We start from the raw sequence: 13,525 nt of genomic DNA, 5'->3' as shown, positions 1-13,525 counted from the left end.
ACCGACAACGGCTGCTATTCGTGTTGACGAATATCTACCGGAACCATATTATGCGTTTATCCGAATAGTTCAAGTCTCGTGGAGGCGATCCCATGGCCCGGTCCACCACCGCCACTGTCACCGTGCCCGGTGCCGAGTCGGCGTGTACGCATCTGGATACGACGGCGAAGTTTTTTCGCGCCCTGTCGGATCCGACCCGGCTCAAGCTCCTCGAATTCATCCTCGCCGGGGAGCGCACCTCCGCCGACTGCGTCGAACACGCCGGCATCTCGCAGCCCCGGGTGTCGGTACACCTGTCCTGCCTGGCCGACTGCGGGTATGTCCTCGCGCGCCGCGACGGGAAGAAACTGCGGTACTCCGTGGGTGATCCGCGGGTAGCTGACCTGGTGATGCTGGCGCGGTCGCTGGCGGCCGACAACTCCGCCGCGCTGGGCTGCTGCCCGCGCATCCCCGCCGCGGACGGTAGTGGGCGGCGATGAACACACCCGACAACAAGGCGATGAACACACCCGACAACGACTCGGGCGGGTTCGGTGGTCTGCTCGCAGTGGCCGGTGGCGTGCTGGTGATGGTCGCCTGCTGCGCCGGTCCCGCCCTGATCGCCGGCGGCGTGCTCGCCGGTCTCGGCGGTGTCTTGACCAGCCCGTGGCTGCTTGCCGCAGGCGTGCTGGTCGTGGCCGCCGCCGTCGGCTACACCCTGCGGCGCCGCGCCCGTAAGGCCACGGGGTGTTGTCCGCCCCGACCCGGATCCCCTCGGTCGGCTCCGGCCGACCGCGACCGGACGGAAACCCCGGCATGACCGTCTCGAACTCTGACACCCCGATGAGCGGTCGCGAGACCGCGCTGACACTCCCTCGCCCCCCGCACGAAAGGCCACTGTCCTCGAATGGCCACTCTGCCACGCTTTCGCCGCCCCGCCCTCGCCGCCGCCGCGCTGGCGCTGTCCGCAGCCCTGGCCCTCACCGGGTGCACCTCGACCGACACGACGGCGCAGGATCCGGTGGCGCCGGTGCAGGTCGACACCGTCACCGGCACCTCCATCAGCGTGCCCGGTGACAAGCCGACCGCGTTGTTCTTCTTCTCCGTCGGCTGCGGCGAATGCGTGGGCGGCGCGAAATCGGTGGCGCAGGCGGCCGGACAACTCGGCGACAAGGCGTCGTTCGTGCTGGTCGACATGGATCCGGGTGAATCCGCGCAGACGGTGGCCGGGTTCCAGGACTTCACCGGCACCCAGGCGCTGCCCGCCGTGATCGACACCGGCGCCACCCTCACCACACGACTCTCGGTGGCGTCGCTCTCGACGCTGGTCGTGGTCGATCCGGCGGGCAAGGTCACCTACCGCGCCACCGACCCGTCCGCCGACCAGATCACCACCGCACTGCGCGACGCGGGAGCGGCGTGATGGGCGGACTGCTGGCGCTGGCGTTCACCGCCGGGATGCTCGCCCCGGTCAACCCGTGCGGATTCGCGCTGCTGCCCGCCTGGATCACCCACACCCTCGGCGACACCACCACCGACGCGTTCCCGGTCCGCATGGCGCGCGCCCTGCGCGCCGGGACCGCGCTCACCCTCGGATTCGCGGGCACCCTCGCCGCGGCGGGCCTGGCCGTCAGCGCCGGCGCCCGCGCGCTCATCGCCGCGGCCCCCGCCTCGGCCTGGCCGTCGGCGCGGCGCTGGCGGTGCTCGGGCTGGTCATGCTCACCGGCCGTGGCCTTGGCCTGCGCCTGCCCCGCCGCGCTCAGCGCCCGCCCCGCGCATCGATGACCACCACCGGTATGGTGGCCGCCGGTGCCGGCTATGCGGCCGCGTCGCTGTCGTGCACCTTCGGGGTGCTGCTCGCCGTGATCGCCCAAGCCCAGGCCACCGCCGGATGGGCAGCGCTGCTGGTGGTGTTCGCCGTCTACGCCGCCGGGGCCGCGACGGTCTTGCTGCTGGTCAGCCTCGCCACCGCCGCGGCGGGCACCGCTGCCACCCGCTACCTCGCGGTGCTCGCCCGCCACGGCACCCGCATCACCGCCGTCGTGCTCGTCGCTACCGGCGCCTACCTCGTCTGGTATTGGTGGCCCGCCGCTATCGGCAGTACCGGTGGTGCCGCGATGGGCTCCACCGCCTGGTCCGCCGCGGTGAGCATCTGGATTCAAAACCACACCGGCACGGTCATCATTCTCGCCGTGGCGGCCGTGGCCGCCACGCTTGCCGCCACCGTCGTTGCCCGCAACACCCGGGCCCGACACCGCGACGCCACCCCCGACAACGACTGCTGCGCCCCCGCACCCGCCACAATCGAGGAGAAACACGCGCGCTGACCGCGCCGACCGGTCGACTGCCGTACCCCTTCCAGAGCGATTCGATCGAGGAAAGGCACCGAGCACATGAGCGAACGCTACGACACCCTGGTACTCGGCGGCGGCATGGCCGGCCTGCCGCTCGCGCTGCGCGCGGCCCGGCACGGCCGCGTCGCGTTCGTGGAGAAAGAACTGCTCGGCGGGACCTGCCTCAACCGCGGCTGCATCCCCACCAAGACCATGATCGCCTCCGCCGCCGTGGCGCACCAGGCGCGCCGCGCCGCCGAATTCGGGGTCCGCCTACCCGGACCGGTCACCGTCGATTTGGCCGCCGTGGTCGACCGCAAGAACACCATCGTCGACTCCATCCGCGCGGGCTCCTACCGCACCGTCGAGAAATCAACGGACCTCGACTTCTACCACGCCACAGGACATTTCACCGCACCCCGCACACTCACCGTCGACGGCACCGACCTGACCGCCGACCGGATCTTGCTGGTCACCGGCACCCGCAGCACCATCCCCGCCATCGACGGCCTCGACACCGTCCCCTACTTCACTTCCCGCACCCTGCTGGACCTCACCGACCTGCCCTCACATCTGCTCGTCGTCGGCGGAGGCTACGTCGGCTGCGAGTTCGCCCAAATGTTCCGGCGATTCGGCTCCGAGGTCACCCTCATCCAACGCGCCGACCGGCTGCTCCCCGGCGAGGACCCCGACATCTCCGCCGCCGTCAGAGAGGGCATGACCGCCGACGGCATCACCGTGCTCACCGGCACCACCTGCACCGCGGCCACCGGCACCACCGGGAACATCCGGCTCGGCTGCACCGGCAGCGAAGCCGACGACATCACCGGCAGCCACCTGCTGATCGCGACAGGACGCACCCCCAACAGCGACAATCTCGGCCTCGAGTACCTCGGTCTCGAACCCGACCCACAGGGCTTCCTCACCGTCGACGCCTCCCTGCGCACCGACGCCGAAAATGTTTGGGCGCTCGGCGATCTGCGCGGCGGGCCCATGTTCACCCACACCGCCCGCGACGACGCCGACATCGTCTACCGCACCATATTCCGAAGCCAGGACCGCACCACAACCGGGCGCATCGTGCCTCACGCGGTGTTCACCGACCCCGAAGTCGGCGCCGTCGGGCTCACCGAACCTGCCGCCCGCGCCGCCGGCTACGACGTCGTCGTCGGGCGCCAGGACTTCACCGGCGTCGTGAAAGCCCGCGCCATCGGCAACACCCGCGGCCTGGTCAAATTCGTCGCCGACGCCGCCACCGACCGTATCCTCGGCTGCCACATCGCCGGACCCGACGGCGGGAACCTCGTTCACGAGGCCGTCATCGCCATGACCACCGGCGCCACCTACACCCAACTCGCCCAAGCCATCCACATCCACCCCACCCTCGCCGAAGCGGTCAACACCGCCGCCGGCGGCGTCCACCGCGAAATCGGCGCATAGACACCCCATGAGCATCGCCCGGTACTCGGGTGAGGCCATTTTCCGACTGCCACGGATAACACCCTGTTATCTGTAGCATCATGACATCCGGCCTGCGCCGACTCCGCTCCGGCGGTGCGCGACGCGGACCTGTTATCTGCGGCAAGCCCAGTGAGGGAGGTACCACCGTGCCGTCCGGGATCACCGTCCGCGCCGCCGGCGACAGCTTCCTCGACTCGATCGGCTCCCCGAACACCCGCCGCGCCTACGGCATCGCCGTCGACAAGACCACCGCCACGCTCGGCGAGACCCGGCGGCTGGCCGACGTCGCCGACGATGAGATCGGTGAAACCCTCGAAACCCTGTGGGGCTCCTCAGCAGTCAACACCTGGAACGCCCGCCGCGCCGCGGTCGCGTCGTGGCTGGCGTGGTGCCGCGAGCACGGCCACACCGCCCCGGCGGTCCCGGCCTGGGTGAAACGCTCCACTCCACCGGACTCCACCACCCCGGTGCACTCGCGCACCGCGATCGACCGGCTCATCGCCCGCCGCGACATCGACCTCCGGGAGAAGACGCTGTGGCGGATGCTCTACGAAACCTGCGCCCGCACCGAGGAACTGCTCCAGGTCAACATCGAGGACCTCGATCTGGCCGGGCGGTGTTGCCCGGTGAAGTCCAAGGGCGCCAAGCCCCGCACCCGCCGCCGCGGTGCCACCTACCACGAGTACGCGCACGAGCTCGTGTACTGGGACGCGGGCACCGCCCGGCTCCTGCCACGCCTCACCAAGGGCCGCACCCGCGGACCGCTGTTCGTCACCCACCGCCGACCGGGCCCCGGAAAGGCCGCCGCCGACCGGGACATCTGCCCCGACACCGGGCTGGCCCGGCTGTCCTACGGCCAGGCCCGCGCCGTGCTGGATGCCGCCACCGCGACGAATGGGCCCGGCACCGGTTGGGATCTGCACGAACTTCGGCATTCCGGCCTGACGCATCTCGGCGAGGCCGGTGCCAGCCTGGTGGAGCTGATGGCCAAGTCCCGCCACCGCAAACCCGAGAACCTACGCCGCTACTTCAAACCCTCACCGGCAGCCATGCGCGGCATCACCAGCCTCATCGGCCCCGACCGCAGCCACCGATAGCGGCCACCAACAAGAGCGTCCGTCTACCCGCTGACCAGGCACTACGCGAACTTCGTTGTTTTTTGCGCCATTACTACCGTGACCCCAACAAGCCGAACTGATCCGTAGCCACCGCCCGCAACTTCGAAACCCGTGCCGCCATGCAGCAATAATAGCAACGGGGCCGGTGCGTCGACGGCCGTCGGCATTACGCCTCGAACACGCCATCCAGGTAGCTCAAATCGAGCTGGGATCGCATATCGACAAGGGTCCCGTCGTAGTCGAACGGTTGTGGGTGCGTCCACGTCTTGGTGTCCATTGACACCAGTGAGCCTCCGTGGGCGGTGTCGACGTAGGACACGTTGGGGCCGACGAGACTTCGATACATCTCCTGGACCGCGAAGTGGGTGGGAAACTTGAGCCCAGGGACCAGTGCTCGCCCGTTGCGGATCGCGGGGGGAATGCAGGCGAGGTTGCTCGACACCGCGCCGAGGTAGCTCTCGAAGCCGCTGTAGTGCAGCTCGCGGGCGATCATCGTGTTGACCCTGAACTCGGCGGAGATGATCACCACCGGTCCGGCGTGCAGCGCGCTGAACCACGACACCCCTCCGTCGGTCGAGCCGGGCTCGGTCTCGAAGCGCATGAAGTCGAACTGTGTGCCCGGGTAGGTATCTAGGGTCAGGATGAGGTGCGTTCCGAAGTCTCGAGGCTGCCCTGTTCTCGTGAACCTGATCTGGCGACGGTGCTCGACCGGTACGTCGAACCTCGGGCCTGTCTGCGTTGCGAGTGCGCCGACGATCGTCGCCCAGTGGGCCAGCCGGAAAAGGTCTTTCGGGGGCGGAGCGCCGTGTCCTCCCATGAGGGCTTTGATGATAGGACCAACAGCCCTCTCGATCGGTTCCATCCAGAGTCGATTGCAGGGGCCACACAGCTTTTTGACGTTCATTTCACGAACATCACCTGTGTAAATGAGGTCTTGTACGAGCCCCCCAGCGATGCTCGACGCCGCCAGAGTCACCTCCGTGGACTCATTCGGAAGCGCTGCGCGGATGTCCTTATGGAACAGGTGCGCGCGGGTGAGCTTGGCATCAGTTCCGCAGAAAAAGCACTCGGCCATCTCTCCCTACCGTCGTTTTCTACTCCGCCAACAAGTCCGAGACCGGAACGCCGAAGTGGTCGGCCAGTCTGTAGAGCGTGGAGAACTCGATGTCGTCACGTTGCGGATGATCCCAGCCGTTGAGAAGGTTGTTGTCGATCGCCTGCACGACTCCACGGACCTGGAGGTCGGTGAGACCTGAGAACAACTCCGGCCAGCGGGCGATCCACCGTAACTCAATCATCGCCACACCCACTACTCGCCGGCACCCTCGTCGAAGCCGAGGGCACGAATGTCCTGAGCCTCGGGAATGCGAGCCCGCGCAATAAGGAAGCATACGGCCGCTCCCGGACAAAGCACCACAGCGCCGTACACCAACGTCGTGCTGCGTCCGTTGTTGAGGGCCGCTGCGGTAGCACCGCATACGACTGTGATTGCGGCACAGGTCATCGCGACCCGTTCAACAACATGTCAGTGGGCATGATTGGAGCCGACGTTCGTTGGGTCTGCGCGCGATTCGGTCGTCAGACTGCTTGATGAATGATCGTCCGGTGGTCGAGTACGAGCCGGGTGTCCGGTGTCTCGTTCCCGCGGTCCGCACACTCCTCTGGGGTCACGAACAGCACGCAGCAGTCGACATCATCGACTGCTGTTGACCGCCACAGGATGCCGTCGACGGGACCATGTGGGAGGCCGTAGCGCAGGAACTCGGTGATGATCTGGGTCGGGATGTAGGTGACGTCATCGGAGCCACCGGGGCGGGTGGGTTCACCGATGGACTTGATGAACTCCCGCAGAAACACAGTCGCCGGCCTCCGGTCCCGGTCCGCTGCGTTGAACAGGGACGGAACGGGCGGCGGGGTACGCAGATCGAGTACCCGCACTCCACGGTGGAGCGCGAACTCGCCGACGCTGAGCCCGCTTCCGGGATCGGCATACTTGCTCACCTCCCCGACGGCACCGGCACGCGTCGAGGCGCCGTAGAGCGCACTGATCCCCGCCGCCGTCATACGGTTGCTACGCGCGTACTCCGACGGCGGTGGACCAATGTCGGAGGCGGTCGCGAACGTCTCCCCGGCGTTGCCGACCCGCGCACGCCACCAGGTGCCACCGGCGGGTTGGTCGATGACCAGATCGGCGAGTTGGACGGCTCTGGTGACGGCGGCGGGAACCTCGTGCACCAGATGCATCCCCGGCTCGTCTTCCTCGGCAGGATCGGGCAACAGGAACGTGTAGCGGCGCCGCGTCCGTACCTCCTCGCGAAACCGGTTCCAGCTCCACGCCAGGCCCATGCCCACCGGGGGCATGGCGAGATCGCGGTCGCACCACTCGGTGGTGTGGACGCTGCGCGCGATCTCCTCAATGACGGCGTGATCGCTGCTGACGTCGTTCTCGTAGAGCAGTTCCTCGGTGTCCTGCATCGCGGCCTGATACCCGCCTTCGCTGGAGTCGTAGTACGCCTCGTTGATCGGGTCGGTGTACTCAGTCCTCAGGCCGTCGACGACCAGCTCCAGGACGACGTCGAGCGACGCCGCGGGTCGCCGACCGCAGAACGTGCACGGTCCGACCGAGGTGTCAGCGGCGTGATGGACCGACTGCTTGAGGATCGGGTCGTCGAGGCACTGCGAACAGACAACAGCGTCAGAGTAGGACCAACCCTGCTCCATCATGTGCTTGGCCATACCCATGTCATAACTATCCCGCGGCCCATCGTTTCGCGCGAACGAGCGCGGCGGGCCGGCCATCGCTCGGCACCGTCGTCGACAACGAGGATGAAGTCCTGCTGTTCGGTCTCGCCAGGTACTACGGCCGCGCGCCGTACGGCCACCCCGTTCATGGCGGGTGGTCGCACGGCGCGGGTGTCCGGGGGCAGGGCTACATGCGGATTCCGAAGATGGCTTGCATGCACCACTTCATCACTCCAGCCCCGACGGGGCCGAGCCGCGGAATCCACGCTTTGGCCGCCGAGATCGCGCCCGAGGGGCCGCCGAAGGTGAAGCCGATGACGATCGGGGCGGCAGCGACTCCGAATCCGCCCAGGCAGCCGGCGAAGCGTGCAGTGTCACCGGCGACACTCACCTGGTGGCGACCTGAGTCGGCCAGCAGCGGACTCGGCTGCGCGTGGGCGGGGGCCAGCTCTGTCGCGGGCGCCGTTGATGCGGGCGGGGTCGCGGAAGGCTGGGCCATGGCCGGGGAGCTGGCGGCGAAGGTCATCGCCAACCCTAGGAGCAGGGAAATTACGATGGTGACCGTAGGCGAGAGGATACGCCGTGGCCCCAGAGGGGAGGGTGCTTTCGATGACATGTGCGTGCTCCGTTCGGGGTGTGGATGGGTGTATGCCCTCTCGATCTGAGGCGTCCGGCCGCCCGTCCGCACCTGGACGGACAAGCTCGGATGATCTGCGCTCGTCGTCCAGTCCGGTTCGGTTGCCGCAGCCGAGCCTGGACGGTCAGATCGAATGACCGACACCCAACGTGCACCGTGGAAGGACTATGTGATGTGGCGATGACGTCATCGGCGGACGACGAACTCTCCGACCAGCCCCCTGCCTCATCGGACCCAGACGACGAATACCGCGCGGCCGTGGCAGCGTTCAAGACCGAACTCAACGCGTTCCGTAAACGTCATCCGAACTCCAGCTTCGAAGCGTTGGAGAAGACTGTGGCCCGACGTCATCCTCACCTGACAGTGGGCAAGACCACGCTGAATGACGCGACTCGCGCTGATCGGCCGCTGCCCACGCCGCGCACGCTGACCGCCATGGTGATGGCGTTGACAGACGACCCGGCCGAGGTGGCTGACTGGCAGCAACGTCTCGCCGATCTCACCCCGTCTGCGGCCCCGTCTCCGCTCGCACCAACAGAGCTATCGACTACCGGCGGCTACCCAGGCTGGCGACAGCGGCGGTGGTTGCTCGTCGTTGCGATTGTCGCTGTGCTGATCGGCAGCAACGCGGCCACCTTCTTCATCACCCGCCATATGTCGACACCATCGCCGCCTGCTGTTCGCACCGGGGACAACCCCATCGCGACCGACTGCGTGGCGGACGCGCGCCCTGCCGCGAACAGCACCGACAACCCAGCCTTCTTGCTCGAGTTGATCTTCTCTCCGAGCTGCGACGCCGGGTGGGGGCGGATCACCCGCTTGGCCGGCGCCGACACCAACAACATCTTGTCGGTCACCATCTACCGCAATGCAGACCCCTCCGGACCATCGCGCCAGCTAGCCACCGAACCCGACACCCACTCGGCGTTCAGCACTCTCCTCATCCGCGACAACCCCACCGACCGACTCTGTGTCACTGGATGGGCCACCATCGACGGCCAGCGCACCGACAGCCCCACTCCCCTATGCATTTGAAGACGTCTCGAGCGGCTGGGGTTTGGGAGTAGGACGCCGTACGACCGCGCCCCGCCAACTGATGCGGTTGGCGGGGCGCAATACACAGTCGGGCAGGAGATCACCAGGTGAGCTGCGGCTGTTTCGTCGGAGCCTGGTAGGTGTCGAACTGCCAGCCCTTGAAACCCCGCGCGCAGGCCGTTGCGCCCAGGCTCGAGTTTTGCGCGAGGACCGTGTTGCGCCACGCGTCGCATTCCACGAAACCTGTGTAGGTGTAGGTGGTCGCCTGCGCGGGTGACGCAGCGAGCCCGCCGACGACCACGGACGCACCGATTCCGGCGGCGGCGACGGCACAGGCGACCACTGAGGCGCGCATTCTCTTCTTCGTGATGTCCATAGTGACCTCTTCTTGGAGTGTGTGTGATCGCTACACAACGTGATTGGTTTCATAAGCTGCCGAAAGGTGGGCGCCTGTAGTGACCGTCGATGCGTCGATGCTCACCCTCGTCGACCGCGTACGGGGCGGGCGACATCGGCTACGACGCAGTGCTTGTCATCGGACGAACCCGATCGGCACCCGAGCAGGTGTCTAGTTCTGACGAGATCGGCGCCAGCAACGCTCAATGCTGCGCTGGCCGTTACCTCACTTCGAAGTGCGGATCGTCAGGGAGGCTGGACCATTCTCCGCCCCAAACGATTTGACCGCCCGTGCTGGCTAGCTTGGCGCGAATCTTGCCGGTCTGCTCGGGGGTGAAGGTGCCCGAGAAGCCCTGCCCGCCATGAATTTCGAGGTTGAGATCCACGGCGGTGCCGCTGCCGTGGTTGGAGTAGGCCGTATTCGTCGGCGGGACGAGTGCCGGTTCGGCCCATGACCAGTCGTCACCGTTGCCGAGAGTGATGGGCTCGACGTTGGCGTCGAACCAGGTGACGAACTCGCGGAGCAGTTCGGTGGGCTTACCGGGGGCGGTCCAGAAATTGACCCCGTTAACGGCCCATTGGGTGGTTTGGGCCTGAGTGATGAGAGGGTACCCATTTTGGGAGGTCCCGGCGGCGGCAGCGCCGGCGCCGAGGATGGATGCGCATCCAACGACAAGCGCCGAACTGGCGGCCAGGAGATGGGTGCGGAGGCTGCGGGTGGGCAGCGTGGAGCGAGAGTGACTGGACGGCATCAGTCAACCTTTCGATTTGATTGTGAACGTGCGGTTCTCAGCAGACCCGCGCCGACGGCAACCAGCAGGGATCTGCAGCAGAGAACCTATCGCAAACAGTACCCGTAACTGTCCACCTCAAGGTCTGCGACCGCGGACTATCCGTATACCGTCGAGTCGAAGAGTCCGGGAGTACGTCAGTTTTCGCGCTGTGAAGTCCCTGGCGACCGACCGCTTGCGGCGGGTTAGGCTACGCGCGTGACCATGCCGCCACCTGGTCCTGGCCATCCCGGTTACGGGTTCCAGGGCCCGCCCGGACAGCCCGGGCAGCATCCGCCGAACGCCGGCTTTCCGGGACAGGGAGTCCCGTACGGCGCGCCTGCGCCCTATCCGGGAGGTGTGTACCCGCCGCATCCCGGTGGTCGGCCACCGAATAAGGGCCGCAAGGGATTATGGTTGCTCGCCGGGTTCTTGGGGTTCGCGACGGTGCTGGCCTTGATGATCGCGGTGAGCGTGGCCCTCGAGGACCCCAGCGACTTCGAGAACAACGTCGCCAACACCACCGAAGTGGAGGTCGGTGACTGTTTGACGGTAGGCGAACTCGCCGGGGAGCTTGAGGTCGAGACCGTCGACTGCAGCTTCCGAGGGTTTCATTATGCAGTCGCGGAACGGGTGCAGACCCGAAACGGTTGTGGCACTGAGTACGCCGCATTCTGGTATGAGGAACGCCCGTACGCCGGCGCCCGCCCGCGCATCGCGGAAGTACTGTGCCTTGCCCCGGTGTACCGGCAGGGGCTGTGCTACTCCGAACCGCCAACGGATGTGCCAAATCCGTTAACCAAGGTGAACGAGGTCGACTGTTCAAGGGTGACGCTGGTCCCTGGCGGTACGAACTACTTCAAGGTCGAGACCAAGGTGGCCGCGGCTCCGGAATGCACAGAGGGACAGGTCGAGTACTTCGCCGCGAAGCCGACACCGGCTGGATACTGCTTGACGTACTTCGAGCCTTAGACCATCCGCCGCGCGGCTAGTACGCAGTCGTAGAGCCCTCTGCGCCGTGATCGTGAGGCACGGGCGGCCGGGGCGAGGATCGGAGGTTCCACTGCCAGTCGGGGAACTCGGTTTCGAGCTGGGTGATCCGGTCGGACGAGAGTCGGTGTCGTCGGTACTCGGTGCGGCGTTTGGCCACCCAGGCGCCGATCGGGAATCCGTCGATTGTTGCATCGCGGGGCGGTGAGCTGGTGCCGTGTGCGGCGGCGTAGCGGTGCAGGTGATCGAGGCCGACGTGGAACGGTGGTCGAGCCCGCAGGGTCCACTGCCAGTCGGGGAACTCGGCTTCGAGCTGGTGGGCGTGTCCAGGTGGCATTTGTCCGGCCCGGTATTCGGCGCGGCGGCTGGCGACCCAGGTACCGATCGGGAATCCGTCGATGACGTCGTGGCGGCGGGCGTTGCTGGTGCCGTGGAGGGCGACGTAGCGACGCAGGTGGGTCACGCCGGCAGCGAAGGTCGTCCGGGCATTGGTCTTCCATTGCCAGTCGGGGAATTCGGATTCGAGTTGCGCGATCCGCTCCGCGGGCAAGACGCCACGACGGTAGTCGGTGCGGCGGGTGTTGACCCACCGGCCTATCGGGAAGCCGTCGATGACGTCCCGCTGGCGCGGGTTGCTGGTGCCGTGCACGGCGACGTACCGATGTAGATGGGCGATACCCTCATCGAATCGGCTGGTCACGGTCACCTAGTGTGCCTGTCGCTGGCAGCGGTCGGCCACCCACCCGAAGTCCTCACCACGACCACCAACGGGTCGCGGCGAGCATTACTTCTGGCGTCTAGCTGTCACACACCGTGGGATCTATACTGGGATCGAGAGGTGATCACCATGACAGCAGCGCATCCCCGGCCAGACCTGGCCGCCTACGCCGAAGCGGCACGTATGTCGCAGCCCGAACTCGTGGCTGCGTTGCGCGATCTGCTCGGCGCGAAGCTCGTGGCCTACCTGGGGCGGGTGAGCGAGACCCGAGCGGTACGGCAGTGGGCCGAGGGCACCCGCACCATCGCCAACCCCGACGACGTCGAACGGCTCCGGATCGCCTACCGCGCCGCCCGCCTGATCACCGAACGCGACACCCCCGCCGTCGCCCAAGCGTGGTTCCAGGGCCTCAACCCGGTCCTCGACGACCGGGCGCCGGCGTTGCTGCTGCGCGACGGCGAGCTCGCCGACGTCGGCCCCCAGGTGCTCAACGCTGCCCGCCAGTTCGCCGCGGTGGGATGAACCAACCCCGCACGTCGACGGTCGGCACCCCGCACGGTCCGATCACCACCAGCATCCAGGTCGCCGCGCCCATCTATCGGGTCGGGTACGCGCCGAGTCCGTGGGAGTGGACGCCGTGGGAGTACGCCACCGACGGCCGTTTCGCCGGCCGCTGGGATGACCCCGACGGGGTGTGGCGCACTCTGTACTGCGCCGGCACTCCCTTGGCCTGCTATCTCGAAGTCCTCGCGTTCGCCCGACCCAGCCCGCAACTGATCGCCGAGCTCGACGACATCGTCGTCGACGAGGAAGACGAGCAGGACTATCCCACGCTGCCGCCCGGGTGCGTCCCGCGATCGTGGTGTGAGGCACGGATGCTCGGCCACGGCACCCTGACCGGACGGTTCGCGGTGCCCGCCGACCCGGACAGCCTCGCCACCCTGCGGACGGTGTTTCGGCCGCTCGCGATCCGCTACGGGCTCGATGACCTCGACACCGCCGCGTTGCGGGACGGCCGGCCCCGCGGCCTCACCCAAGCCATCTCCCGTTGGCTCTACGCCCTCACCGACCACGGACAGGCAGCAGTCGACGGGATCGAGTTCGACTCCCGCCACGGCGACCAGCTACGCATGTGGGCGCTCTACGAACGCGCCGCCGACCCCGACATCAGCCCCCACATCGACGTGGTCGACCACTGCCCCATCGACGCCGCGGATCCACACCTGGCCCGCGCCCTGACCCTCCTCGGACTCAAGTGGACCCCCGCATAGACCGACCTGAAACAGGCTGTGCCGCAACGCCGAGCGAGGATGAGGCTGGCTCGACCAGCCGTGGTAGTGCCTACG

General features: G+C 67.3%; 18 protein-coding genes. 11 read left to right on the top strand and 7 right to left on the bottom strand.

Annotated elements, in window-relative coordinates:
• Window positions 1-92 precede the first annotated feature (92 nt).
• From AC3B6C_RS25215 to AC3B6C_RS25185, 7 genes are all read left to right on the top strand, one after another.
• Window positions 93-479 (top strand): ArsR/SmtB family transcription factor, encoded by a 387-nt coding sequence (locus tag AC3B6C_RS25215; RefSeq protein WP_004018626.1) that lies wholly within the window; start codon window positions 93-95, stop codon window positions 477-479.
• Entirely contained in the window at window positions 476-799 is a 324-nt protein-coding gene (locus tag AC3B6C_RS25210) for a hypothetical protein (protein ID WP_005180211.1), read from the top strand. Before AC3B6C_RS25215 ends, AC3B6C_RS25210 begins: the two co-directional genes overlap by 4 nt.
• Before the next feature lie 87 nt (window positions 800-886).
• Window positions 887-1,402 (top strand): TlpA family protein disulfide reductase, encoded by a 516-nt coding sequence (locus AC3B6C_RS25205; protein ID WP_005180213.1) that lies wholly within the window; start codon window positions 887-889, stop codon window positions 1,400-1,402.
• Complete coding sequence (locus AC3B6C_RS25200; RefSeq protein ID WP_235194086.1) at window positions 1,402-1,764, top strand: hypothetical protein; 363 nt, start codon at window positions 1,402-1,404, stop codon at window positions 1,762-1,764. Before AC3B6C_RS25205 ends, AC3B6C_RS25200 begins: the two co-directional genes overlap by 1 nt.
• Window positions 1,761-2,306, top strand: coding sequence for a cytochrome C biosynthesis protein (locus tag AC3B6C_RS25195; RefSeq protein WP_235194085.1), 546 nt, complete (start codon window positions 1,761-1,763; stop codon window positions 2,304-2,306). The genes AC3B6C_RS25200 and AC3B6C_RS25195 overlap by 4 nt, the downstream gene beginning before the upstream one ends.
• Window positions 2,307-2,372: 66 nt before the next feature.
• Window positions 2,373-3,752 carry a dihydrolipoyl dehydrogenase family protein gene (locus tag AC3B6C_RS25190; RefSeq protein WP_005206419.1) on the top strand — a complete coding sequence of 460 codons (1,380 nt, stop codon included), beginning with the start codon at window positions 2,373-2,375 and terminating at the stop codon, window positions 3,750-3,752.
• 167 nt (window positions 3,753-3,919) lie between these two features.
• The gene (locus AC3B6C_RS25185) at window positions 3,920-4,870 is read left to right on the top strand and encodes a tyrosine-type recombinase/integrase (protein ID WP_005195278.1); all 951 of its coding nucleotides are present in this window, start codon (window positions 3,920-3,922) and stop codon (window positions 4,868-4,870) included.
• A gap of 187 nt (window positions 4,871-5,057) precedes the next feature.
• On the opposite strand, the gene AC3B6C_RS25180 is transcribed toward AC3B6C_RS25185, so the two are convergent.
• From AC3B6C_RS25180 to AC3B6C_RS25165, 4 genes are all read right to left on the bottom strand, one after another.
• Window positions 5,058-5,966, bottom strand: coding sequence for a hypothetical protein (locus AC3B6C_RS25180; protein WP_075862410.1), 909 nt, complete (start codon window positions 5,964-5,966; stop codon window positions 5,058-5,060).
• A 19-nt stretch (window positions 5,967-5,985) separates the two neighbouring features.
• Entirely contained in the window at window positions 5,986-6,189 is a 204-nt protein-coding gene (locus tag AC3B6C_RS25175) for a hypothetical protein (protein WP_075862493.1), read from the bottom strand.
• Between the two features lie 280 nt (window positions 6,190-6,469).
• A complete protein-coding gene (locus tag AC3B6C_RS25170; protein ID WP_075862411.1) occupies window positions 6,470-7,633 on the bottom strand; it encodes a HEPN-associated N-terminal domain-containing protein in 1,164 nt (387 codons plus the stop codon).
• A 187-nt stretch (window positions 7,634-7,820) separates the two neighbouring features.
• Window positions 7,821-8,159, bottom strand: a complete 339-nt coding sequence (locus AC3B6C_RS25165) for a hypothetical protein (protein ID WP_262338805.1) — start codon at window positions 8,157-8,159, stop codon at window positions 7,821-7,823.
• A 291-nt stretch (window positions 8,160-8,450) separates the two neighbouring features.
• On the opposite strand from AC3B6C_RS25165, the gene AC3B6C_RS25160 reads away from it, so the two are divergent.
• A complete protein-coding gene (locus AC3B6C_RS25160) occupies window positions 8,451-9,305 on the top strand; it encodes a DUF2690 domain-containing protein (RefSeq protein ID WP_158037435.1) in 855 nt (284 codons plus the stop codon).
• A gap of 100 nt (window positions 9,306-9,405) precedes the next feature.
• On the opposite strand, the gene AC3B6C_RS25155 is transcribed toward AC3B6C_RS25160, so the two are convergent.
• Window positions 9,406-9,681 (bottom strand): hypothetical protein, encoded by a 276-nt coding sequence (locus AC3B6C_RS25155; protein WP_075862414.1) that lies wholly within the window; start codon window positions 9,679-9,681, stop codon window positions 9,406-9,408.
• Between the two features lie 241 nt (window positions 9,682-9,922).
• Window positions 9,923-10,453 carry a M15 family metallopeptidase gene (locus tag AC3B6C_RS25150; protein WP_075862415.1) on the bottom strand — a complete coding sequence of 177 codons (531 nt, stop codon included), beginning with the start codon at window positions 10,451-10,453 and terminating at the stop codon, window positions 9,923-9,925.
• 435 nt (window positions 10,454-10,888) lie between these two features.
• Here AC3B6C_RS25150 and AC3B6C_RS25145 point away from each other — a divergent pair, with 435 nt between their 5' ends.
• Complete coding sequence (locus AC3B6C_RS25145; protein ID WP_084813121.1) at window positions 10,889-11,443, top strand: LppU/SCO3897 family protein; 555 nt, start codon at window positions 10,889-10,891, stop codon at window positions 11,441-11,443.
• A 16-nt stretch (window positions 11,444-11,459) separates the two neighbouring features.
• Here AC3B6C_RS25145 and AC3B6C_RS25140 read toward each other — a convergent pair whose 3' ends face one another.
• Window positions 11,460-12,161 (bottom strand): helicase associated domain-containing protein, encoded by a 702-nt coding sequence (locus tag AC3B6C_RS25140; RefSeq protein ID WP_084813131.1) that lies wholly within the window; start codon window positions 12,159-12,161, stop codon window positions 11,460-11,462.
• A gap of 147 nt (window positions 12,162-12,308) precedes the next feature.
• Here AC3B6C_RS25140 and AC3B6C_RS25135 point away from each other — a divergent pair, with 147 nt between their 5' ends.
• Both AC3B6C_RS25135 and AC3B6C_RS25130 read left to right on the top strand, forming a co-directional pair.
• On the top strand, window positions 12,309-12,701 hold the full coding sequence (locus AC3B6C_RS25135; protein WP_058253264.1) for a hypothetical protein: 393 nt from the start codon (window positions 12,309-12,311) through the stop codon (window positions 12,699-12,701).
• The gene (locus AC3B6C_RS25130; protein ID WP_075862418.1) at window positions 12,698-13,450 is read left to right on the top strand and encodes an RES domain-containing protein; all 753 of its coding nucleotides are present in this window, start codon (window positions 12,698-12,700) and stop codon (window positions 13,448-13,450) included. The genes AC3B6C_RS25135 and AC3B6C_RS25130 overlap by 4 nt, the downstream gene beginning before the upstream one ends.
• The last annotated feature ends 75 nt before the right edge of the window (window positions 13,451-13,525 follow it).

This window comes from Gordonia sp. 11cp (assembly GCF_057767225.1).
Note: the sequence above shows the minus strand (reverse complement) of the source record. Positions and strands in the feature narration are given on the sequence as shown.

What these genes read in the sequence shown, in the direction of transcription:
- AC3B6C_RS25215 (WP_004018626.1), top strand. Translation starts at nt 93, where the DNA reads ATGGCCCGGTCCACCACCGCCACTGTCACCGTGCCCGGTGCCGAGTCG.
- AC3B6C_RS25210 (WP_005180211.1), top strand. Translation starts at nt 476, where the DNA reads ATGAACACACCCGACAACAAGGCGATGAACACACCCGACAACGACTCG.
- AC3B6C_RS25205 (WP_005180213.1), top strand. Translation starts at nt 887, where the DNA reads ATGGCCACTCTGCCACGCTTTCGCCGCCCCGCCCTCGCCGCCGCCGCG.
- AC3B6C_RS25200 (WP_235194086.1), top strand. Translation starts at nt 1,402, where the DNA reads ATGGGCGGACTGCTGGCGCTGGCGTTCACCGCCGGGATGCTCGCCCCG.
- AC3B6C_RS25195 (WP_235194085.1), top strand. Translation starts at nt 1,761, where the DNA reads ATGACCACCACCGGTATGGTGGCCGCCGGTGCCGGCTATGCGGCCGCG.
- AC3B6C_RS25190 (WP_005206419.1), top strand. Translation starts at nt 2,373, where the DNA reads ATGAGCGAACGCTACGACACCCTGGTACTCGGCGGCGGCATGGCCGGC.
- AC3B6C_RS25180 (WP_075862410.1), bottom strand. Translation starts at nt 5,966, where the DNA reads ATGGCCGAGTGCTTTTTCTGCGGAACTGATGCCAAGCTCACCCGCGCG.
- AC3B6C_RS25175 (WP_075862493.1), bottom strand. Translation starts at nt 6,189, where the DNA reads ATGATTGAGTTACGGTGGATCGCCCGCTGGCCGGAGTTGTTCTCAGGT.
- AC3B6C_RS25170 (WP_075862411.1), bottom strand. Translation starts at nt 7,633, where the DNA reads ATGGGTATGGCCAAGCACATGATGGAGCAGGGTTGGTCCTACTCTGAC.
- AC3B6C_RS25165 (WP_262338805.1), bottom strand. Translation starts at nt 8,159, where the DNA reads ATGACCTTCGCCGCCAGCTCCCCGGCCATGGCCCAGCCTTCCGCGACC.
- AC3B6C_RS25160 (WP_158037435.1), top strand. Translation starts at nt 8,451, where the DNA reads ATGACGTCATCGGCGGACGACGAACTCTCCGACCAGCCCCCTGCCTCA.
- AC3B6C_RS25155 (WP_075862414.1), bottom strand. Translation starts at nt 9,681, where the DNA reads ATGGACATCACGAAGAAGAGAATGCGCGCCTCAGTGGTCGCCTGTGCC.
- AC3B6C_RS25150 (WP_075862415.1), bottom strand. Translation starts at nt 10,453, where the DNA reads ATGCCGTCCAGTCACTCTCGCTCCACGCTGCCCACCCGCAGCCTCCGC.
- AC3B6C_RS25135 (WP_058253264.1), top strand. Translation starts at nt 12,309, where the DNA reads ATGACAGCAGCGCATCCCCGGCCAGACCTGGCCGCCTACGCCGAAGCG.
- AC3B6C_RS25130 (WP_075862418.1), top strand. Translation starts at nt 12,698, where the DNA reads ATGAACCAACCCCGCACGTCGACGGTCGGCACCCCGCACGGTCCGATC.